The sequence below is a fragment of the Blautia acetigignens genome (assembly GCF_025566865.1).
Classification (GTDB): domain Bacteria; phylum Bacillota; class Clostridia; order Lachnospirales; family Lachnospiraceae; genus Blautia_A; species Blautia_A acetigignens.
In genome coordinates, this window is record NZ_JAOQJM010000001.1 from 63,269 (window position 1) to 85,516 (window position 22,248).

Sequence of the window (22,248 nt, forward strand, 5' to 3'; positions counted from 1 at the left end):
GCCTCCGCTTACGCCTCCATAATGATCGGAAGGATCATCGGGCTTCTCTTGGTGCGTTTCCATACATAATCGCTAAGTGCGTCCTTCACTGCTGCCTTGATCTTGCTCCAGTCTGTGATGCCTTTTTCCAGACAGCCGTCAAGAGCCTGCTCTACCACTTCTCTTGCGTGATCCATCAGGTCCTCAGACTCTCTTACATAGACAAAGCCTCGGGATACAATATCCGGTCCTGCCAGTACCACATTGCTGTGTCTCTCCAGAGTCATAACAACGATCATGATGCCGTCCTCTGCAAGATGCTGTCTGTCGCGAAGTACGATATTTCCTACGTCTCCAACGCCAAGACCGTCTACCAGGATGGCTCCTGTATGAACAGAACCTGTTACAGCAGCACTGTGCTCATCCATCTCCAGAACATTTCCGGATTTCAGGATGAAAATGTTGTCATTGGAATAGCCAAGCTCTTCTACTACATGCTTCTGTGCAGTCAGATGGCGGTATTCACCATGGACCGGGATGGCGTATTTCGGCTTCACAAGGGAATAGATCAGCTTGATTTCTTCCTGGCAGGCATGTCCGGATACGTGTGCATCCTGGAAAATAACCTTGGCCCCCTTCATGGAAAGCTCGTTGATTACCTTGGAAACAGCCTTCTCATTGCCTGGGATTGGATGAGAGCTGAAAATAATGGCATCATTTGGCTTGATGGTAATCTTCTTGTGGATGCTTGCTGCCATACGGGAAAGTGCTGCCATGGACTCACCCTGGCTTCCGGTTGTGATCAGTACCAGCTGGTCATCCGGGTAATTCTTCACCTGGTCGATCTCGATCAGGGTCTGATCCGGAATGCGAAGATATCCAAGCTCTGCCGCTGTGGTGATAACATTGACCATGCTGCGGCCTTCTACCGCTACCTTGCGGCCGAAGCGGTATGCTGTATTGATGATCTGCTGCACACGGTCTACATTGGACGCGAAGGTGGCAATGATAATACGTGCAGTCTTATATTCATTGAAAAGGTTGTCAAATACATGTCCTACTGTACGCTCAGACATGGTAAAGCCCGGACGCTCTGCATTGGTGGAATCACACATAACTGCAAGAACACCCTTGCGGCCGATCTCTGCAAAACGCTGCAGGTCAATGGCATCACCGAATACAGGTGTATAATCTACCTTGAAGTCTCCTGTATGCACCACAATTCCAACCGGGGAATAAATAGCCAGTGCAGATGCATCCTGGATACTGTGGTTGGTCTTAATAAACTCGATGGCAAAATCACCAAGGTTGATCACCTGACCGTGTTTGACCTCTTTTAATTTGGTGCTCTTGGTCAGATTGTGTTCTTTCAGCTTGTTGTTAATAAGAGCCAGGGTCAGCTTTGTGGAATAGATCGGCACATTCACTTCCTTCAGTACATAAGGAAGGGCTCCGATATGATCCTCATGGCCGTGGGTGATCACAAATCCTTTGACCTTGGAAATGTTCTCTTTCAAGTAGGTGACATCCGGAATGACAAGGTCGATTCCAAGCATGTCATCTTCCGGGAAGGAAAGTCCGCAGTCCACTACTACTATACTATCTTCATACTCGAAAGCTGTAATATTCATTCCAATCTGTTCCAGACCGCCAAGCGGAATAATCTTTAATTTGGAACCAATGTTGTTTCTGCGCGGTCTCTTTAAGGAAGGCTTCACCTGACTGCGAAGCTGAGGCTTGTAGCTTGTATTCTTAACAGGTCTCTCCTGACCTGTAAACTTCTGTCCGTCCTTTTTCGGCTGTGCCTTATATCTGTAATTTTTGTGTCTGAAATTCTGTTTTCTTGTACCGTTTGTGGCAGCCGGATTCTTTGACCCGCTGCTGTTCATTTCATTTTCCGTCTTCAATCAATCCATCCTCCATTTTTGCGCACTTTGCCCTCAAACCTCACGTACAAAAGCAAAGCGTCTTTATTTTGTTACGGCGTAAGGAGCATTCGTCCTGGCTGCATCATTCTCACATCTCAAGATCCACGTCATCCAGCATCTGTTCAAATACCTTGGAAATTGCCAGCAGTTCTTCATCGTCTTCCACCATCTCGTAGCTGGCTTCCTGGCTTCCTTCCTCGGAAACATCCTTCATAATGTAGGCATTTGCCTCATCGTCCTGTGAATCAGATACCAGCAGATAGGTGATTCCTGCAACTGTAGTCTGCTCTTCCACAAAAAATTCTATAATCCCGTCCTCGGATTCAAATTTAATTTTCTCCATTATTTTCTTCCTTACTCATCATATTACTTCTGTCCAGATATCCCTGTAAGATCAAAACCGCTGCCATCTGATCAAGATATTGCTTCCGATTCTCACGTCTGACGCCTGTCTCCATCAAAGTACGCTCCGCTTCTGCAGTTGTCAGCCGCTCATCCCACATCACAACAGGCAGGCCTGTTCTCTTCTCCAGCTTTTCTTTAAACTCAAGAGATTTCACAGCCCGCTCGCCTATGGTGTTATTCATATTCTTCGGATATCCAAGTACAATACGCTCAACCTGATATTCCGAAATCAGTTCTTCGATGCGTGCCAGAGTCTGGCGAAGCTTGTTCTCCTGCTTGCGCCAGACAGTTTCCACGCCCTGTGCGGTCAGTCCCAGAGGATCACTGACGGCAACGCCCACCGTCTTGGAACCGTAGTCTAATCCCATTAATCTCATAATCAGTATTCCCAGGATCTGTTCTTAATATACTCGGTCAGCAATTCCTCAACAAGTTCGTCACGCTCAACCTTCATGATCATGCTTCTGGCTCCCTTATGGCTGGTGATGTAAGTCGGGTCACCTGACATAATGTATCCTACGATCTGATTCACAGGATTATAGCCTTTTTCTTCCATTGCGTTATAAACCAGGTCCAGGATCTCTTTTACTTCCAGTTCCTGATCCGGTTTTGTTCTGAAATATTGTGTACTTCCCAGATTATTTTCTGCCATTTTTCTCACGTCCTTACGATTATTTCTTCTCTATTTTAATATAACTGCGGATAAATTACAATCCTATATTTTTGTTTCTCAAAAAACTGGTCTGGCCAAAGGTTACTGTTCACTCCGTGCCCAGTAACACGCTTCGCGATGCACAGAAATCATGCTTTGCATGATTTCGCGCCGCAATCCTCGGGTTTTCTGTGAACTTTGTTCACAAAAAACACCTCGCGGAATATTACCTATGAACAGTAACGGCCAAAGCGTCTGCAATTCACTTTATGCCCGGCGCCACGCGCCTCGATATACAGCAATCAATCATGTCAGTTTCCTTTTAGGTTTTATTCTGCATCTTCTCCCAAAAGGATATGCGGCTGTAAAAATCTCTCGACCTTTACTGTGAGGATATCATTTACCTGGTATTTCTCCTGCACAGGCACTGCAACCTTCACATACTCACGGGAATGTCCAAGGTAATAATCCGCCCCCTCGATCTCCACTTTTTCCTCAAGAAGCACTTCTGCTTTCTGTCCCAGAAGGGAGTTCTCATATTCTGTTGCCCGGATCTGGTGAAGCTCCAGCATTTTGTCACTTCGAACAGCCTTCACGGCTTCTGTGAGCTGACCGTCCATTACGGCTGCCTTGGTGCCGTGGCGGCGGGAATATTTGAAAATGTGAGTCTCATAAAAATGAATATCCTTCACGAAATCATAGGATGCATGGAAATCTTCCTCACTTTCCATGGGAAATCCTACGATCACATCTGTGGTCAGTGCCGGATTGCCGAAATATTTGCGGAGAAGCTCACATCTTTCCTTGTATTCTGCGCTTCTGTATCTGCGGTTCATCCTCTCCAGAGTTGCATCGCAGCCGCTCTGCAGGGAAAGGTGGAAATGAGGGCATACCTTAGGCATGGCTGCCAGCTCTTTTGCAAATTCCTCTGTGACGATTCCAGGTTCTAAGGAACCCAGGCGGATTCTTTTGATTCCTTCCACCTCATTTACTGCCTGGATCAGGGACAGCAGGGTTTCTTTTTTGTCCTCCGGGAAATCCACGCCGTAGGAGCTTAAGTGGATTCCGGTGAGAACCACTTCTTTATAGCCCGCTTCTGCAAGCTTGTGCACTTCCTTTAAGATATTCTCTTTTTCCCTGCTTCGCACACGGCCTCTGGCATAGGGAATGATGCAGTAGGTGCAGAACTGGTTGCAGCCGTCCTGAACCTTGATGTAGGCACGCACATGCTCTGCCGTGCGGCTGATCTCCAGTTCCTCGTATTCCCTGGTCTGGTTGATCTTGATAATATGAGACTGGCGCTGGTGTTCTTCCTCATATTCAGAAAGAACCTCCACAATGTTTTTTTTCTGGTTGTTTCCAAGCACCAGGTCTACCGCCTCATCCTTTTCCAGCTTGCCCTCATCGGTCTGCACGTAGCATCCGGTGGCTACCACTACGGCATCCGGGTTCATCTTCTTCGCTTTGTGGAGCATCTGGCGGGATTTACGGTCTGCAATATTGGTTACCGTACAGGTATTGATCACATAAACATCAGCACCTGGCTCAAAGGGAACGATCTCGTATCCCGCCTGTTCCAGAAGCTGCTGCATGGCCTCTACCTCATAAGCATTTACCTTGCATCCAAGATTGTGTAATGCAACCTTTTTTTTCATGCTTTCCTCCAAAATCTGTAAATCTTTTATACAATTTAACTAATTCTTATACCAAATTTTCTCTTTTTTCACCTTGACTTTTATTCTGCCTACAGGTAATATGAGTACTGTAAAGCAATACAACAACTATTCAAGGGAGGTTATATCACAATGAAAACAGCAAAAATCTCACTTAACTCTATTGATAAAGTGAAAGCATTTGTAAACGAGATCAGCAAATTCGACTGCGACTTCGACCTGGTATCCGGAAGATATGTGATCGACGCTAAGTCCATCATGGGCATCTTCAGCCTGGATTTATCCAAACCGATCGACCTCAACATTCATGCTGACGGAGCTGCTCTTGACAGCGTTATGGAAATCATCGACAAATATACAGTTGAATAATCCATGATTCAATTGTGGGAGGAACTGGCGACAGTTCCTCTTTTCTTTTATACAAAAGTATATATACCCATCTCTTTTACAAATTCCCCGGACGGCGAACCGCCCGGGGGATTTTTTATTTACTGAATCTCAAGCACTTCTGTTGTTCGCAGTGCCTCTTCCATCAGTTCGTCGATTTTTCCTGCAAGCTTCTCCTCAGATTTCTGTATCACCTTTAGGTTCGGTTTGGTAACCGGATGCTTGGCAACGAAGATGGTACAGCAATCCTCATAAGGAAGTACGGAAGTATCATAGGTTCCGATTTCCCAGGAACGCTCCACGATCTCCTGCTTGTCAAAGCCGATTACCGGACGGTATACCGGAAGGGTACAAACTTCATTGGTAGCCGCAAGGCTCTGTAAAGTCTGGCTTGCCACCTGTCCGATGCTCTCTCCTGTGATCAGTCCAAGGCAGTTGTCCTGCTTTGCAAAATGCTCTGCGATCCGCATCATGTAGCGGCGCATGATAATAGTAAGCTCATCATGGGGGCACTGATCGTAAATATAAAGCTGAATATCTGTAAAGTTGACTACATGAAGCTTGATGGGTCCGCTGTATTTGGCAACCAGCTTGGCCAGGTCCACAACTTTCTGTTTCGCGCGCTCGCTGGTGTACGGCGGAGCATGGAAATAAACAGCCTCAATCTTAACACCGCGCTTGGCGATCATGTAGCCGGCTACCGGGCTGTCAATTCCGCCGGAAAGAAGAAGCATAGCCTTTCCGTTGGTTCCAACCGGCATTCCCCCCGGTCCCTTAATGCTCTTTGAATATACATAGATTTTCTCACGGATTTCAACAGATACTGTCAGTTCCGGATCATGCACATCTACCTTTGCCTCCGGGAAAGCATTTAAGATGCTCTCACCGATCTTGGCGCTTACTTCCATGGAATTTACCGGATAGGACTTCTTGGCACGTCTTGTGTATACCTTGAAGGTTCCGCTGTAATCCGGATGTACGTTTTTCATGTATTCTACAACGTCTTCTCTCATCTTATCAAGACCCTGGTCCTCATAGATCACAACCGGGCAGATGTATACGATTCCGAAGACCGTCTTTAAGGCTGCCACAGCCTCGTCAAAATCATACTCTTCCGGGCAGAACACGTACACACGTCCCTGCTCCTTCACTACACGATAATCCCCTTCAATCTTGGAAAGGGCAATGTTCATCTGCTTTACAAGGGCATCTTCGAATAAGTATCTGTTCTTGCCCTTAATGGCTATTTCTGCGTATTTGATCAGAAATGCGTGAAATATCATTTCGTTTCCTCCTCTTAGTGTCTGGAATATCTTCTTAACATGGGAAGTACCTGTCCTAATACCTCCAGGCAGTAATCCACTTCCTCAAATGTATTTTCCTCTGAAAAACTAAAGCGCAGGGTGCTCTCCCTCTGGGCAGCTTCCATTCCCATAGCACTTAAGGTGCCGGCTGCCTTACGCTTATGGCTGGAGCAGGCGCTTCCTGCTGAAACATAAATGCCCCTGTCCTCCAATGTGTGAAGCAGAACCTCACTTCTTACGCCCATAAAGCTGGCGCTTAAGATCTGAGGTGCTCCTTCCCGAAGCTCCATGCCGTTGAGACGCACATCCGGAAGCTTCAAAAATCCCTCTGCAAGGTGCTCCTTCAGCTGGTACATATGCTTGATCTTTTCCTCAAAATCTGTGTATACCATCTTGGCAGCTACACCAAGGCCTGCAATTCCCGGCACATTGTCTGTACCGGAGCGCATTCCTGCCTGCTGTCCGCCTCCAAGGATCTGGGGTTGAACCCGCACCTTGTCATTGATGTACAAAAATCCAACGCCCTTTGGTCCGTGGATCTTATGGCTGCTTACGGAAAGCATATCGATTCCCAGCTTCTTCGGGTAGATCCGGTACTTGCCGAATGCCTGGATGGCATCTACATGGTAAAAAGCCTTCGGGCTTTTCTCATGAACAAGCCTGGCAATCTCTTCCACAGGCATCACAGCTCCCACCTCGTTGTTCACATACATGGTGGAAACCAAAATAGTGTCCTCGCGAAGTGCCTTCTCAAGAGCATCTAAGCGAACTACGCCTCTTTCATCTACCGGAACAATGGTCACCTCATAGCCCATCTGCTCCAGGCGCTCCACAGGCTGTCCTACAGCAGCATGCTCTACAGCGGTTGTGATAATGTGATTGCCCATTCTTTTGTTGGCTTCTGCTCCGCCAAATAGGGCCAGATTGTTAGACTCTGTTCCTCCGGAGGTAAAAATGATTTCTTTCTCATTGACCTTCAGAAGCCTGGCCAGTGTCTGTGCAGAATCGCGGACATATTTCTCCGCTTCCACGCCTTTCAAATGCATGGCAGAAGGATTGCCAAAATCCTCAGTCATGGTCTTCACTACAATGTCTGCCACTTCCTTATAACACCTTGTAGTGGCAGAGTTATCAAAATATGCTTCCATTTCTATTCGTCCTCTTTTTCCAGCGTAAACATCAGAATAGACAGCATGGTCATGCCTGCTGTCTCTGTGCGCAGGATTCTTTTTCCCAAAGTAACCGGCTTTGCGCCAGCTTCCATGGCAGCCTGAACTTCTTCCTCTTCAAAGCCGCCCTCCGGCCCGATGAAAATTCCCACAGACTGTCCCGGCTCTATAGCGGCCAGAATCTCTCTGGTTTCTTTCATGCCCTTGGCAAGCTCATAAGGGATCAGAAGCACATCCAGCTCTTTGGCAAAAGCGATGGCTTCCTTCCAGCTCATTGCCTTCTTCACTTCCGGGATCAGCATGCGCTTGGACTGCTTGGCTGCGCTTTCTGCGATCTGCTGCCATCTTGCAGTCTTTTTGGCTGCTTTCTTCTCATCCAACTTCACCACGCATCGCTTGGTTTCCACTGGAACCACGCTGTAGGCACCAAGCTCCACAGCCTTCTGAATGATCAGCTCCATTTTGTCCCCTTTGGGAAGTCCCTGGAACAGGTAAATACGGCTTGGAAGCTCATACTGGGGCTCCTGCGCATAAAGAATATGAAGGACTGCTCCCTCTTCCTCAAAGGCCTCTATGGTGCAGTGGTATTCCTTCTGGCCGCCATCGCTGATCCACACATCCTCACCAATACGCATGCGAAGCACATTTTTCATATGGTTCACATCCGGTCCTGTCAGGGTGATGCGGTGTTCTTCTTCCTGAACCTGATACGGTTCCACAAAAAAGCGCTGCATAATTATTCCTTTCTTGCAGTTACAGATACCCATTCGCCCTGATGTGTTACCTCAACCAGCTGAAGGCCTGCATCCTGAACTGCCTTTACCACTACCTCTTCCTTCACATCCAGGATTCCGGAGGTAATGTAGTATGCGCCCTTCTTCATCTGATTTACAATAACCGGGGTAAGCGGTACCAGTACATCAGCCAGAATGTTGGCTGTTACAATGTCATATTTCTCATAGCCTACGGTATCCTGAACTTCCTTATCATCAATAATGTTGCCGATGAGCATATCAAAGGTCTCGTCCTTGATTCCGTTGGCCGCTTTATTATCTGCTACTGCTGGGATTGCACATGGATCCAGGTCAGTTCCTACCACATGGGCTGCTCCAAGCTTCAGCGCTACGATTCCAAGAATACCGCTTCCGGTTCCTACATCCAGCATCTGGGTATCCTTTGTCACAAATTTCTTCAGCTGACGGATCACCAGCTGAGTGGTCTCATGCATTCCGGTTCCGAATGCAGTGCCTGGATCAATGTGAAGGATCATTTTGTCCTTGTCCTCTTCCTTCACTTCTTCCCAGGAGGGAACGATCAGGATATCGTCCACATAGAACTGATGGAAAAATTCCTTCCAGTTGTTGATCCAGTCCTTGTCCTCAGTCTGGGATTCGGTGATGGTGCCCTCGCCGATGTCCATGTATCCGCGCACTTCCTCCAGAACGCCGCGCACTCTTTCCAGAACAGGCTCCACCTCTGTATCCTCCTCCAGATAGAAATTCAGATAGGCAATTCCGTCATCTGCAGGATCTTCTGGCATAATATCCACAAACATCTGCTCCTTATCTGTCTCAGTAAGCGGCTGCTTGTCCTGAATCTCAACCCCCTCCACGCCTACGTCTGCAAGTGCGGAAATGATCACATCCTCCGCCTCTGTTTTGGTTTTAATCGTAAAGCGATTCCACTTCATATTCATTCTCCAATCTTGATTGTTTTTATAAATTTGGGGAAAGCAATCCCCGTCATAAAATCTGTCATTCTTTTTTCCGGTCAAATATCTTTACCACCCAGTTATGCCGCTGCCCTTTCTGGTAGAATCTCCAGAAAAACTCTACCAGCACCAGAGCCAGAACCGCATCCACAATATAATGCTGTTTCAGAACCTGTGTGGATATAATAACCAGAACCGCAAACACCATGGAAAATTTCTGATACCATTTTGGAATAGCCGAAGACCCTACCACACCTTTCCAGCACATCCAGCTTACATAGCAGTGAATAGACGGGAAAAGATTGGAAGGAGCACTTCCTCCATCCAGGGCATAGACCAGAAGAAGTACCTTCTGGGAGATGGTATCTCCTGCGATCTCCGGCCTGATGTTGGTGGTCGGTACCAGAATAAAAATCAGAAAACAAATCAGATGAATAGTCAGATCGGTTGCAACAAACCGGTAAAACATGTCCTTTCCCCGTCTTGCCGCCAGCATATAACCAGCAGCCCAGAACGGAAAAGCCAGAATATAAATCCACACAAAGCCAGGCAGTAAGGGAACTGCCCTGTCAAATGCCATTGTAAAATCATAATGATACCGACTGGCTGTAAGGGCGCTGCTTCCCCAGTAGATCAGGCAATTCACTGCCAGGATCGTAACAAGAGGAGGAATGGCCCACAGCGGCAAAAATCTGTTTAACACATCTTTTTTCTTTGTTTTCATGCAAAACTCCTTTCCGGATTCTTGCGTCTACTCTCTAATATACAATAAGTAACAAAAAAAGAAAAGAGGATATCTCCCCTTTTCTTTATTCTTTTATGGAAAAAGTCTGTTTTTTACTCTTCAAAGGTCTCTTTTAATTTGTCCATGAAGCTTTTTTTCTTTTTCTCGGACTTCTCGGAACCATCTGATGTGCCGCCTGCAGGACGGTTTCCGCATGCCTCATCAAATTTGCGAAGTGCTTCCTTGGCTTCCTCATTCAGATTGGTCGGTACCTGGACAACCAGTGTAACATAGTGGTCACCGCGGACATTCTTGTTGCGAAGAGACGGAACACCTTTGCCCTTCAGACGGATTCTGGTATCGGTCTGGGTTCCCGGCTTCACCTCATAGAGCATTTCACCGTCTACTGTGTTCAGCTTCACTTCACCGCCAAGTGCTGCCTGTGCATAAGTAATTGGTGCAGTAGAATAAATATTCATATCCTGTCTCTGGAAAATCGGATGGCGTCCTACATTTACTTCTACAAGAAGATCTCCTCTTGGGCCGCCGTTTGTTCCTGGCTCGCCTTTATCACGGATACGGATGCTCTGGCCATTGTCAATACCAGCCGGAATGGATACCTTGATCTTCTTGCGGTTGGAAATGTATCCGGTACCGCGGCAATCCGGACATTTGTCCTTGATGATCTTACCGGAACCATGACAGTCCGGGCACACCTGTACATTACGTACCATACCGAACATGGACTGCTGGGTATAGACGATCTGTCCCTCACCATTACATTTCGGACAGGTAACTGGTGAAGTACCAGCCTTGGCTCCAGTTCCATGACAGGTGGTACACTCATCCTTCAAAGTGATCTCAAGCTCTTTATCACATCCAAATACAGCGTCCTCAAAGGTGATGTTCACACGCGCACGCAGATTGGCACCTTTCATAGGGCCATTGTTGGCACGTCTGCGGCTTCCGCCGCCTCCGAACAAATCTCCGAAGATATCTCCGAAAATGTCACCCATATCAGAACCGGAGAAATCAAAGCCTCCGAAGCCTCCTGCTCCGCCACCGCCTCCGTTTTCAAAAGCAGCGTGGCCAAACTGGTCGTACTGTCTTCTCTTGTCCGGGTCACTTAAGATGCTGTAAGCCTCTGTTGCCTCTTTGAATTTTGCTTCAGCTTCCTTATCTCCCGGATTCACATCGGGATGATACTTCTTGGCAAGCTGACGATATGCTTTTTTTAAGGTAGCCTCATCAGCGTTTTTGTCAACGCCTAAGACTTCGTAGTAATCTCTTTTATCAGCCATGATTTCTTTCTTTTCCTAACGTCTTCATTTTGCTGTCACCAACGGGCGACATATCCTTTTAGTGTCTTCTACCGCCATTGCCCGGTCATGAAAACTCACGGCCGGGCTGCTGGTTCCTGTTCCAGAATTCCGGAACTTTACTTATGAAATTATTACTTATTAAACTTCTTTGTAGTCAGCGTCTACAACATCATCGCCGTAGCCTGCTTCATTTCCGCCCTGGGAAGCTCCGCCCATGTCCGGTCCGGCCTGACCAGCGCCGCCCTGTGGGTTCTGTGCCTCATACATCTTTGCGAAAAGCTTCTGAGCACTTTCCATCATCTTCTCCTGAGCTGCTTTGATCTCTGCAACCTGAGCATCGCCAAGATCTTCTGTATTTGTATATTTTGCAAGGATATCTTTTAATGCATTTAAGTCAGCCTCTACAGCAGCCTTATCATTTGCATCAAGCTTGTCGCCTGCTTCCTTCAGTGCATTCTCAACCTGGAATACCATGGAGTCTGCATTGTTCTTTGTATCAATCGCCTCTTTACGTTTCTTATCCTGAGCTTCGAACTCAGCAGCTTCCTTAACAGCCTTGTCGATTTCGGACTCGGACATGTTGGAACCAGCTGTGATTGTGATGTGCTGCTCTTTACCTGTTCCAAGATCCTTAGCAGATACATTTACAATACCGTTGGCATCGATATCAAATGTAACCTCGATCTGCGGAACACCACGACGTGCTGGCGGGATTCCATCCAGACGGAACTGTCCAAGGGACTTGTTGTCTTTCGCGAACTGACGCTCACCCTGTAATACGTTGATGTCTACAGCTGTCTGATTGTCTGCTGCTGTGGAGAAGATCTGGCTCTTCTTGGTCGGGATTGTTGTGTTTCTCTCGATCAGACGGGTTGCAATACCTCCCATTGTCTCAATAGACAGGGAAAGCGGAGTAACATCAAGAAGAAGGATGTCACCTGCACCAGCCTCACCGGAAAGCTTACCGCCCTGGATAGAAGCACCAAGTGCAACACACTCATCTGGGTTCAGGGCCTTGCTTGGCTCTTTGCCTGTCAGCTGTCTTACTTTGTCCTGTACAGCCGGGATACGTGTAGATCCGCCAACCAGAAGTACCTGGCCAAGATCTGCATTGGTAAGACCTGCATCAGAAAGTGCACGGCGTACCGGCTCTGCTGTCTTCTCAACAAGGTCATGTGTAAGTTCATCAAATTTTGCTCTTGTAAGGTTCATATCAAAGTGCTTCGGTCCCTCAGCTGTTGCTGTGATGAATGGCAGGTTGATATTGGTTGTTGTTGCGGAAGAAAGCTCTTTCTTTGCTTTCTCAGCAGCTTCTTTCAGTCTCTGAAGAGCCATCTTATCGTTGCTTAAGTCAACGCCCTCAGTTCTCTTGAACTCGGAAAGCATGTAGTCTGTGATTCTCTGATCGAAGTCATCACCACCAAGACGGTTGTTACCAGCTGTTGCAAGAACCTCGATAACGCCGTCACCGATCTCGATGATGGAAACATCGAATGTACCGCCGCCAAGGTCATAAACCATGATTTTCTGCTCTTTCTCATTGTCAAGACCATATGCAAGAGCTGCTGCTGTAGGCTCGTTGATGATACGCTTTACATCAAGACCTGCGATCTTACCAGCATCTTTGGTTGCCTGACGCTGAGCATCGTTGAAGTATGCAGGAACTGTGATAACTGCTTCTGTAACAGACTCTCCAAGATATCCTTCTGCATCTTTTTTCAGTTTCTGAAGGATCATAGCGGAAATTTCCTGTGGGGAATATTTCTTGTCATCGATTGTTACACGGTAATCTGTACCCATCTCTCTCTTGATGGAGGAGATTGTTTTCTCTGCGTTTGTTACTGCCTGACGTTTTGCAGGCTCACCTACCAGACGCTCACCTGTCTTTGTAAATGCTACAACTGACGGTGTTGTTCTGGATCCTTCTGTATTTGCGATAACGGTTGGCTGTCCACCTTCCATAACAGCTACACAGCTGTTTGTTGTACCTAAGTCAATACCAATGATTTTTCCCATGATAATTTTCCTCCTGTTTCAATCTATGTTCTGAAATTCGTGAATGTCTTAATGAAGTTCGATTCACTAAATTCGGTCTGCGCCTGCGGCTTGCCCTCATTAAGTGAGATCGAACGACCTCGCACTAAGTTTAGGCTTCGCATTCTGCTCGCCTTCACTAAGTTGCTTTCGGTCAGTTAGCAACCTTTACCATGCTGTGTCTTACAACGAAATCCTTGTAAGTGTATCCCTTCTGGAATTCCTCAACAACAATGTTCTCGCCTACGGATTCGTCTTCCACATGCATGACTGCGTTGTGCAGATTCGGATCAAAATCCTTGCCTACAGCTTCGATCGGCTTCACACCCATCTCATCGAAGGCTGTCATCATCTGCTTGTAGATCATCTTCATGCCTTCTGCAAATGGATCATCCTCCGGTGCCTGTGCAAGACCTCTCTCAAAGTTATCCACGATAGGAAGCATTTTCTCAACGATGTCCTTGGCACCGATGATGTACATGCTGGATTTCTCTTTCTCCGTTCTCTTACGGTAGTTATCGAATTCCGCCATGCTGCGCTTCAGTCTGTCTGTAAGATCCTCGATCTGCTGTTCAAATTTATCTTTCTCTTTTTTCTTCTTGCCGAAGAAAGAAGTTTTGGTCTTGGTTTCCGGTTCTTTCTGAGATTCTGCCTCTTCTGGCTGCTGTTCCGTCTCTTCCGGAGCAGCTGTATCATCAGAAGCTTCCTCTTCTGCTGCCTGGGCTGTATCTGCTGCCTCTTCTTCGCTTCCGTCAGTTACCGGAATGTCAACTGCTTCTTCCTGTACTTCGGCTTCTTTATTCATTTCTTCTGACACGCTTTCAACCGCCTTTCTAGGTTTTCTTATTTACCATTTCATCAAGCTGGACTTTTAATTTCTTCAGGCTGTCCACCACATTCTCATAATCCATTCGCTTGGGACCAATGATTCCAATGGTTCCCCGCATTCCATCTCCAAGCTCGTAGGTGGCTGTCACCACGCTGCAGTCCTTCATGGTCCGCACCGGAACTTCATCTCCGATGTATACCTGGACTCCTGTGTTCTCCGAATCTCCCATTTCCCCACGGACCATATCCGCAAGTTCCTGTTTGTCCTCGAAGGTGGAGATCAGCTCGCTGGCTTTGGATGTGTCTGCAAGCTCAGGATACTTGAATATGTTGGTTGCTCCTGACGTATATACTTTCATATCTTCCTCATCCACATGGATGGTAGCTGCAACTGCGTCCAGCACATCTGCAACCACACCGCTGTGGCTTCCAGCCTGTTCCTTCAGTCTGGCGATCATGCCAAGATTGATGTCCTGAATGGGAACACCGTTCAGGTTGGTGTTAAGAAGAAGATTCAGCTTCAGGATCGTCTGGTCATCCATCTCCTCTTCAATATCAATGATCTGGTTCCGGATGACGTTGCCTTCACATACAACTACGGCAATCAGCTGCCGCTCATTCACACGTGAAAGCTGTATGAACTTCAGGGTGCTTCCTCTGTACTGAGGAACAGCAACCATGGTCGCGTAATTGGTATTATTGGCAAGGACCTTGGCCACCTGCTTCAACACCTTATCCATCTTGTCTGATTTCTCAATCATCATATCACGGATCTCTGCGATCTCAGCTTCCTTCTCCCTGGTAAGCTCATCTACATAAAGGCGATAGCCTTTATCTGATGGAATTCTTCCGGCTGAGGTGTGGGGCTGTACAATGTAGCCCATATCCGTCAGGTCGGACATCTCATTTCGGATCGTAGCAGAGCTGACATTCAAATCCGGATACTTGGAAATGGTTCTGGAACCTACCGGCTCACCTGTTTCCATATAAGTCTTGATGATTGCTTTCAGTATTTTCCGTTTGCGCTCATCTAATACTTCATCCATGAAATATCTGCTCCTTTCTGAAAAGCGGACGGTCAAACCTGATTTCTATTCCCGTCTGGCTTCTTCGAATTCCTTTGTTAGCACTCATTATTTAGGAGTGCTAACATCTATGCTCTTAAGATACACCTCAACATTCTTTTTGTCAATATTTTTTACAAATTTTTTTCATCTTTTTTGATAGTTTTTACCTTAGAGTGTGTTTGAAAAAGGCTTTCTGCAAGATGTGCGTCACAATTTGTGGGAGATTTTGCCCGGATGAGGGCGTCGTAGCGGGCTACGACAACCGAATTCGGGTGAAATATACCGCAAAGTGGGGCGTGCAGATTGCAGGAATGATTTTTCAAACAGGCTCTAGAGCATGTAGATCACGAGAACACTTTTTTTGCACGCTCTGACAAACAGCAAAAAAGATGTCAGGGAAATACCTTCTGCCCCAAACCTGGGACAGGGATTTTTCTCTGACATCTCATTTGCTTTATTTGCTGTAGTTTTCCAGGTAATCCAGGATCGCCTCCGGCTCATCCAGAAATACCACCAGATCTAATATGGAAGAATCCATAAACTTCTCCCTGGCAGTATATTCCAGCAGTTCCTTCATCCTGTCATAATATCTGTCAATATTGTAGAGAACAATGGGCCTGTCGATCCGGTTCAGGCTTTTCAGGGTAAAGATCTCGAAAAATTCTTCATAAGTACCGATTCCTCCGGGCGCTACAATAGTGGCATCTGATTTTTCTTCCAGAAGCTGCTTGCGCTCCCGCATGGTCTCGGTAAAAATAAATTCCGTGCATTTCTCATACAGTACCCCTGGCTGGTCAAAAAAGCGGGGCGCAATTCCAAGTATGTATCCATTCTCTTCTGACACGCCTCTGGCTGCTGCTCCCATCATTCCGGTGGCTCCGCCGCCAAACACCAGTCCATGGCCCCGTTTTCCCATGGCTCTTCCAAGCTCCTGTGTTTTTTCATAATAAATGTCCTTCAGCTGGGCACTTGAGGCACCATATACGCAAATATTCACACTGTCATCCTCCCTTACTTTTTCCCTGCGGCATAACCGTCCACTTCTTTTACAGGTGGACGCTTTGCAATGCGCAAAACAGTTACTACAAAACTTACACGATTCACGCATCAATGTCAAGAAAACAGTTGTTTTTTCCTTCATGGTGCTGTCTTGCAGACATAATATCCTTTTAGATTCCCATTACCCCGCAGAATATCATATTCGCCACACCGCACAGGACCATTACAAGAATGGGGTTCATTTTAAATTTCCGAAGGAGCACCAGGGCTGCCCCGAAAAACACAACCATTCGGATGCAGACATTTTCCCGGACAAGGTCTATGGTTCCGCTGATAAAAAAGGCAGAAACCAGAATGGTCACTCCTGCCTTGGCGATCATTGCCACAACCGCCGGACGAAGGGATGCCAGTGTTCCCTGCAGGAGAGACATATTCCGGTATTTCGTGTAAATATATGCCAATAAAGTTACGATTATGCAGGAAGGCAAGATGCAGCCAAGGGTCGCCACAACCGCACCGCCCAGGCCTGCAATCTGGGTGCCTACAAAGGTGGCGGAATTCACTGCAATGGGACCCGGCGTCATTTCCGCAATGGTCACAAGATCGGTAAACGCTTCCATAGACAGCCATCCATGTAACGTTACCACCTGTTCCTGTATCAGCGGCATAGCCGCATAGCCTCCGCCGAAGCTTAAGGCGCCGATCTGAAGAAAGCTTAAAAACAGCTGAAGATAGATCATCGTTTTTTACCCTCCTTCAACAGTGTCCGCACAAATCCAAATGCAGCTACGCCCAAAATAATGAATATAATATTCACATTCAGAAAATAGCTGACGCAAAAGCTGGCGATCATGATCACAATGTTGATCCAGTCTTTTGATTTCACCACGTTTTTGCCCATGTCATATACCACGGAAATGATGACTGCGCCCACTCCGGCGGACATTCCCTTTAACAGCGCGGCAATATAATAATTGGAACGAAATGCATCATAAAATACAGAGATCAGGGACAGGATCACCATAGGCGGAATGATAGCCCCCAGCACGCACATCAGCATGCCGGGAATCCCTCCAAGCTTATATCCTACTACAATTGCCCCGTTGACTGCGATTGCTCCTGGAGAAGACTGGGCAATGGCCACCAGATCCAGCATTTCGTCCTCATCGATCCAGTGGTACTGATCCACAAATTTCTCCTTCAGGAGAGTTACGATCACGTAACCGCCGCCAAATGTAAAGGTGCTCAGGTACAGGGAAGCGAAAAACAGCTTCCGCAGCACATAGCCCTTATCTTTTTGTTTTTCATCCATTTCCAGTCTTCCTCCGTGACTTTATATTCACAGGTTAGCAGCATCCGCATCCGCCATGGCGGTGTCCGTATTCATCCATGCAGTCTTCCTCAGGATTTTTCATGCAAAGATGTACAGCTGATTTCTTAAAGGTCATAGGCAGTGCCAGAATGTTAGGATTCTCGCCTACAAATTTCTTCTTGGCATCTTCTAATGCTTCCTCGAAGGTCTCCCGGGTCTTCAGTCCCATTCCTCTTGCATAGCCCGGCTCCTGTGCACCAACCAGATAGATGGCGCTGGTGTTCATCTCCGCAATATGTCCGCAGGCCATCATGGAAAATCCGTGGAACGGATGGAAAGCATTGCAGAAACGGTATTTGCGGATGTACTCTTCGTTTGTTCCGAAATATTCACCATAACGGTTCATATCCGGCAGAATATTCATATGGTCATGCTGGAACATCTCATACTGCTCTCTTAAATACGGCCATAATTCATCGTGGAAATATCCGTTGCAGATGGAGGAACAGATGATGACGCAGTGGTCGCTCATAACTCTCTTAAAACGCAGAACCTGTGCGCTCAGCGCCTGCATCAGCATGATGGGGTTGGTTCCCATTCCATCACCATAGTGGAATTTCTGAGGCATTCCAAATACCAGAATATCATATTTTTTCTCAGCCCAGTGTACATAGGTACGCTTATCTGCAATCTTCCAGCTGATAGGCATCATCTCTTTGGCATAGCCGGAATAGATGGCGATCTGTCTGGAGCAGGTATCCAGAACTGCATCGCAGCAGAAGAACGGATGTCCCATTTTCTCTTCCATATGCATGCTGATCTCATTAAATTTATCGCGCATCAGGCTTCCGCCGTTAACCGGGGTAAAATCAGGTCTGTGCATAACAGACGGAACGTGGTGGCTTGCAATACATCTCCAGTTTGTAATTCCGGTTGCGCTGTGCTTGTAGCCGCCGGAATATCCGCCATACGGATTTCCCTGTACATGTCCGATCAGGATTGGCAGGTCGCATTCGTACACATATTTGTTCATGTATACCGGATCTCCCCTGTGGGTAGTTCCAAGGTACACCATATGTTCCTGATCCTCGCTGTCATGGCTGATGATCTGTCCGCTGTGCCAGAATTCGTCAAACAGCTCTTTTCCGAAAATAGCTTTTACATCGGACTCCTTGCTTCTTGGATGAAGACCGTTGGAAATAATGAACAGGATATCCTTTTTCTCCACGCCTGCTTTATAAAGCTCCTGCAGAATATATTTGATGCTCATCTTTCTGTGGCTGGTAGGCTGCTCGCCGCCTTTTACGCGGTCCGGCACGATAATGGTAACAGTAGTTCCCTTGTGCGCCAGTTCTGATAAGGTAGGCATTCCGATTGGATGTGCCAGGCTGTCAAGATAAGCCTCTTCCAGTTTATCCTCCGGGATATAATCCGGATCCGGCACAGTCTCACCTGGAATAAAAATATCCGTATTATCCGGAAGCTCTGCTGTCATGGTTCCCTGTCCATATTCAAAATCAATTTTCATATTCTTTTTCTCCAATCTGATTGTTCTGTGATTTTTATTCTCCAAGATATAACTGAATAATTTCCAGATATTCCTCCGGGTAGTAACCAATTTCGCCCTGGAAGCGTGTCAGTGCGATCAGCCCTCCGTCAATTTCTGGGATGGATGCCAGCATTGCCGCATTTGCCTGTTTCAGGCCGCCGCCATACACAATGTCCATGCCGCCAGTTTTTTCTTTTACAAAGCGGGCGATCTTGGTGATATATTCTTTGTCTGCTGGAGTTTTGCCTGGACCAATGGACCAGATTGGCTCATAAGCGATCACAACCCTGGAGGTATCCACATCCTTCAGACCGATTTCCAGCTGTTTTCCAAGAACTTCCTGCCAGTGATCCTGTTCCTCGCTTTTTTCACCAATACAGTATAACACACTTAAGCCTCTGTCAATAGCGCATTTTATTTCCTGGTTCAAAAGACGGTTTACCGCGTCCGTGTCGGTAACGCCGGCCTCTGCCAGGATTCCGCTTTTGTCATTTCGTTCTTCGCAGTGTCCGATAATGGTAGTCTCACAGCCAGCTGCTTTCATGGCAGCTGCAGGTCGGTTAGTGGTAAAGGCACCGAAATTGCCGCCAACAGCAGTATCCATGCGGTAAACACCCTGGCAGCCTACTTTTACCGGGCTTCCCGGGGTTTTTGCTTTTGCAGCTTCTAGAAGGTGGATCTCAGGAAAATACATTCCGAATTCAACCTTTGCAGGATCGTATTTCTTCAGCTCTTCCTGGGTATTTTTTACAATAAAGCTGCCCCATTCCTCCACTGGTGCGATCCGGTTTACGCCGCCAAGCTCCACTGGTACGTCAAATCTTTTTAAGTTCAGATATATATGCTTCATGGTTTTCGTTCCTTTCTGTCAGATTCCGGCTTTTTTGTAGCGTTCTGCCATTTCATCCAGAGTTGCAAGCTCTACCTTCGGAGCCTTTCCATAACTGCCGAATTTCACGATCAGGGTACCTACAACCTCTTTTACACCATCCTCGATACACTGGCAGATCCGTGCCACATCCTCATCTGGAACATTTCCATACATGACTGTGTCCATGATCGGGGTGATAAACACTCTCGGGTCAAAAGCTGATTTATTCTTTTCCAGAAGTTCATAAATGGCGCCTACAGATGCACTATTTCGAAGGGCTGCATCTCTTGCAAAAAGCTCCTTCATATTTCTGGTTACTGCCAGACGGATATCGGTATCTACATTGATCTTGTTGATTCCGCAGTGTCCTGCCTCAATCAGCTGGTTGGCATCGATTCCATATGCGTTGGTGATCTCGCCGCCAAGTGCATTGATCTCATCTACAATGTAGCGGGGAACTGTGGAGGAACCGTGGCTGACAAGATATCCTTCCATGCCCTCGTGGCGCATGCATTCTTTAATGGCAATTGCGATTTCCTTGCGGATCACTGCGTTTTTGCCTTTGTTTGCGCCGTGCATGGTTCCGTAGCTGATTGCCAGGGCATCTACTTTTGTTTTACGGAAAAATTCAATAGCGCTTAAAGGATTGGTGTAGGTGCTGTTGGCTGCAAATACGTGGTCTTCCACCCCTGCAAGCACGCCCAGCTCACCCTCTACGGTAACGCCGCGCTCATGGGCATATTTTACAACCTCTCTGGTCAGCTCCACATTCTCGTCAAAAGGAAGGGAACTTCCGTCGATCATAACACTGGTATAGCCGCCTTCAATTGCTGCAATACAGGAATCCATATTTCTTCCGTGATCCAAGTGAAGGGCAATGGGAATCCGGCTGTCTGTTCCGTATTTCTTTACTGCTGCCGCAATGTTCTTCGCTCCTGCTTTCTTATCCTCCAGGGTTGCATTGGCAAAATCTGTTCGGCCGCCCATAAATCCGTTTGCAAGATCTGCTCCCTGGAGAATTGCCGGGCTTCGGAACATTTCATGCACATTAATCACTGCTTTTGCCTGGCATACAGCATTTACATTAAATGCACCCTGTGCATAATCGTTTTTGTCTGCTGCATCCAGAATTGCTCTCATTGGTACTAACATTTTCATTTCCTCCACTTTTTAGTTAAAAGATATCATTCTGGGCAGATCACCTCCAAGAAGAGGCCTGCACCATTCCTTAAATGCTTCTGTCACTTGGTTTCCTTCCGGATTAATATAGGAATCCGGCATTTTGTGCTCATACATCATAACCCTTTCGATATCAGCCAGAAATGGCTTCATAATATAAGGCTCTGTGGAAACACGCTCAAATGCCACCATCTTTCCGGTTTCGCCTTCCATAACAGCCCTGCAGGCAATTTCTCCTGCCAGCTGTGCTTCCTTTAGGTCAACCGGGCTTTGCAGGCAGATAGAAGCTCTTCCAAGAAGTCCCGGTTTTTCCCCTCTTGCCTTGTAGCCAAGCTTTTCGATTACCAGATTGGCAAGATGGGCGCTTACATCTCCAAAATAAGTTGCTCTTCCAATCTGAAAGATGGGCTTTACAACAGGTTTGCCCTCTTTATCTTTCAGGCCTTCGCTTGCCACCACCACAATACCGCTTTTTTTCTTAAGAAGGGCTTTTACATCTTTCAGATATTTCTCCTCATCAAAAGGACGTTCCGGCAGGTAAATAAGATCCGGGCCTACACCGTCCTCATCTGCTGCCATTGCGGCTGCCGCTGTAATCCAGCCTGCGTTTCTTCCGGAAGCTTCTATTACCACTACATGAATGGGAAGTCCTTTTACATCCTGGCACACTTCCTTTACACTCTGGGCAAGATAACGGGCTGCACTTCCGTAGCCGGGACTGTGGTCCGTCACGGCAATGTCATTGTCCATGGTTTTGGGAATGCCCATTACCCCCACTTCGATTCCTTTTTCCAAGCAGGTTTTGTATAATTTTCCGCAGGTGTCCATGGTGCCGTTTCCACCGTTAAACAGAACATAGCGGATGTGATGTTTCTTTAAGATTTCTGCCATCTTCTCATATTCCGGCTTTTCCAATTGGTCTCTTGATGTGCCGATGGCACTTCCCGGAGTCTGTAAAAGAAGCTTCAGCTTCTCTTCTTCCACATTTGTAAGGTCGATCAGTTCTTCCCGAAGAAGTCCTCCGGTTCCGTTTCTGGCAGCATAAATATGCTGAAGCTGTGGATATTTCCTAGCTTCTGTCACAGCCCCGTACAGGGATCCGTTAATCACTGCCGTGGGACCGCCGCCGTGTACGATCAAAATATTTTCTTCCAT

Annotated in this window: 24 protein-coding genes; 2 read left to right on the forward strand and 22 right to left on the reverse strand. The window is 47.0% G+C overall.

Features of this window, described 5'->3' with window-relative positions; genetic code table 11:
* Positions 1–8 precede the first annotated feature (8 nt).
* From OCV70_RS00325 to mtaB, 5 genes are all read right to left on the reverse strand, one after another.
* The gene (locus tag OCV70_RS00325; RefSeq protein ID WP_202031038.1) at positions 9–1,868 is read right to left on the reverse strand and encodes a ribonuclease J; all 1,860 of its coding nucleotides are present in this window, start codon (positions 1,866–1,868) and stop codon (positions 9–11) included.
* A gap of 127 nt (positions 1,869–1,995) precedes the next feature.
* On the reverse strand, positions 1,996–2,250 hold the full coding sequence (locus OCV70_RS00330; protein ID WP_021925015.1) for a DUF1292 domain-containing protein: 255 nt from the start codon (positions 2,248–2,250) through the stop codon (positions 1,996–1,998).
* Positions 2,237–2,689: a Holliday junction resolvase RuvX gene (gene ruvX / locus OCV70_RS00335; RefSeq protein WP_021925016.1), complete on the reverse strand. Its 453-nt coding sequence runs from the start codon at positions 2,687–2,689 to the stop codon at positions 2,237–2,239. The genes OCV70_RS00330 and ruvX overlap by 14 nt, the downstream gene beginning before the upstream one ends.
* A gap of 2 nt (positions 2,690–2,691) precedes the next feature.
* On the reverse strand, positions 2,692–2,964 hold the full coding sequence (locus OCV70_RS00340) for an IreB family regulatory phosphoprotein (protein WP_021925017.1): 273 nt from the start codon (positions 2,962–2,964) through the stop codon (positions 2,692–2,694).
* Between the two features lie 329 nt (positions 2,965–3,293).
* Positions 3,294–4,619 (reverse strand): tRNA (N(6)-L-threonylcarbamoyladenosine(37)-C(2))-methylthiotransferase MtaB, encoded by a 1,326-nt coding sequence (gene mtaB, locus OCV70_RS00345; RefSeq protein WP_117850494.1) that lies wholly within the window; start codon positions 4,617–4,619, stop codon positions 3,294–3,296.
* Between the two features lie 150 nt (positions 4,620–4,769).
* Here mtaB and OCV70_RS00350 point away from each other — a divergent pair, with 150 nt between their 5' ends.
* A complete protein-coding gene (locus tag OCV70_RS00350; protein ID WP_021925019.1) occupies positions 4,770–5,006 on the forward strand; it encodes an HPr family phosphocarrier protein in 237 nt (78 codons plus the stop codon).
* A 119-nt stretch (positions 5,007–5,125) separates the two neighbouring features.
* Here the strand turns inward: OCV70_RS00350 and thiI are convergent, their stop codons facing one another.
* The 10 genes from thiI to OCV70_RS19490 form a co-directional block, all read right to left on the reverse strand.
* Positions 5,126–6,307, reverse strand: a complete 1,182-nt coding sequence (thiI, locus tag OCV70_RS00355) for a tRNA uracil 4-sulfurtransferase ThiI (protein ID WP_117850496.1) — start codon at positions 6,305–6,307, stop codon at positions 5,126–5,128.
* A 14-nt stretch (positions 6,308–6,321) separates the two neighbouring features.
* A complete protein-coding gene (locus tag OCV70_RS00360) occupies positions 6,322–7,476 on the reverse strand; it encodes a cysteine desulfurase family protein (protein ID WP_117850498.1) in 1,155 nt (384 codons plus the stop codon).
* A gap of 2 nt (positions 7,477–7,478) precedes the next feature.
* A complete protein-coding gene (locus OCV70_RS00365; RefSeq protein WP_021925022.1) occupies positions 7,479–8,231 on the reverse strand; it encodes a 16S rRNA (uracil(1498)-N(3))-methyltransferase in 753 nt (250 codons plus the stop codon).
* Positions 8,232–8,233: 2 nt separating this feature from the next.
* On the reverse strand, positions 8,234–9,187 hold the full coding sequence (gene prmA / locus OCV70_RS00370) for a 50S ribosomal protein L11 methyltransferase (RefSeq protein ID WP_117850501.1): 954 nt from the start codon (positions 9,185–9,187) through the stop codon (positions 8,234–8,236).
* Positions 9,188–9,251: 64 nt separating this feature from the next.
* Complete coding sequence (locus OCV70_RS00375) at positions 9,252–9,932, reverse strand: phosphatase PAP2 family protein (RefSeq protein WP_262578967.1); 681 nt, start codon at positions 9,930–9,932, stop codon at positions 9,252–9,254.
* Positions 9,933–10,045: 113 nt separating this feature from the next.
* Entirely contained in the window at positions 10,046–11,233 is a 1,188-nt protein-coding gene (gene dnaJ / locus OCV70_RS00380; RefSeq protein WP_021925025.1) for a molecular chaperone DnaJ, read from the reverse strand.
* A 159-nt stretch (positions 11,234–11,392) separates the two neighbouring features.
* On the reverse strand, positions 11,393–13,270 hold the full coding sequence (gene dnaK / locus OCV70_RS00385) for a molecular chaperone DnaK (RefSeq protein WP_117850503.1): 1,878 nt from the start codon (positions 13,268–13,270) through the stop codon (positions 11,393–11,395).
* A gap of 172 nt (positions 13,271–13,442) precedes the next feature.
* Positions 13,443–14,093, reverse strand: a complete 651-nt coding sequence (gene grpE, locus OCV70_RS00390; protein WP_117850894.1) for a nucleotide exchange factor GrpE — start codon at positions 14,091–14,093, stop codon at positions 13,443–13,445.
* Between the two features lie 28 nt (positions 14,094–14,121).
* Entirely contained in the window at positions 14,122–15,162 is a 1,041-nt protein-coding gene (hrcA, locus tag OCV70_RS00395) for a heat-inducible transcriptional repressor HrcA (protein WP_117850506.1), read from the reverse strand.
* A gap of 152 nt (positions 15,163–15,314) precedes the next feature.
* Complete coding sequence (locus tag OCV70_RS19490; protein ID WP_317259440.1) at positions 15,315–15,464, reverse strand: DUF6783 domain-containing protein; 150 nt, start codon at positions 15,462–15,464, stop codon at positions 15,315–15,317.
* Here OCV70_RS19490 and OCV70_RS19495 point away from each other — a divergent pair.
* Positions 15,396–15,557, forward strand: coding sequence for a DUF6783 domain-containing protein (locus OCV70_RS19495; RefSeq protein WP_317259441.1), 162 nt, complete (start codon positions 15,396–15,398; stop codon positions 15,555–15,557). The genes OCV70_RS19490 and OCV70_RS19495 overlap by 69 nt on opposite strands.
* Positions 15,558–15,637: 80 nt before the next feature.
* Here OCV70_RS19495 and OCV70_RS00400 read toward each other — a convergent pair whose 3' ends face one another.
* The 7 genes from OCV70_RS00400 to OCV70_RS00430 all read right to left on the reverse strand — a co-directional run bounded on the left by OCV70_RS00400 (position 15,638) and on the right by OCV70_RS00430 (position 22,248).
* Positions 15,638–16,180 carry an LOG family protein gene (locus OCV70_RS00400; protein ID WP_021925568.1) on the reverse strand — a complete coding sequence of 181 codons (543 nt, stop codon included), beginning with the start codon at positions 16,178–16,180 and terminating at the stop codon, positions 15,638–15,640.
* Positions 16,181–16,352: 172 nt separating this feature from the next.
* Positions 16,353–16,922 (reverse strand): chromate transporter, encoded by a 570-nt coding sequence (locus OCV70_RS00405; protein ID WP_021925567.1) that lies wholly within the window; start codon positions 16,920–16,922, stop codon positions 16,353–16,355.
* Complete coding sequence (locus tag OCV70_RS00410; RefSeq protein WP_021925566.1) at positions 16,919–17,494, reverse strand: chromate transporter; 576 nt, start codon at positions 17,492–17,494, stop codon at positions 16,919–16,921. Before OCV70_RS00410 ends, OCV70_RS00405 begins: the two co-directional genes overlap by 4 nt.
* A 34-nt stretch (positions 17,495–17,528) precedes the next feature.
* Positions 17,529–19,022: a lactate racemase domain-containing protein gene (locus OCV70_RS00415; protein ID WP_021925565.1), complete on the reverse strand. Its 1,494-nt coding sequence runs from the start codon at positions 19,020–19,022 to the stop codon at positions 17,529–17,531.
* Between the two features lie 34 nt (positions 19,023–19,056).
* A complete protein-coding gene (locus tag OCV70_RS00420) occupies positions 19,057–19,893 on the reverse strand; it encodes a triose-phosphate isomerase family protein (RefSeq protein ID WP_117850512.1) in 837 nt (278 codons plus the stop codon).
* Between the two features lie 18 nt (positions 19,894–19,911).
* On the reverse strand, positions 19,912–21,066 hold the full coding sequence (locus tag OCV70_RS00425; RefSeq protein WP_021925563.1) for a class II fructose-bisphosphate aldolase: 1,155 nt from the start codon (positions 21,064–21,066) through the stop codon (positions 19,912–19,914).
* Between the two features lie 18 nt (positions 21,067–21,084).
* Positions 21,085–22,248 (reverse strand): diphosphate--fructose-6-phosphate 1-phosphotransferase, encoded by a 1,164-nt coding sequence (locus OCV70_RS00430; RefSeq protein WP_173766020.1) that lies wholly within the window; start codon positions 22,246–22,248, stop codon positions 21,085–21,087.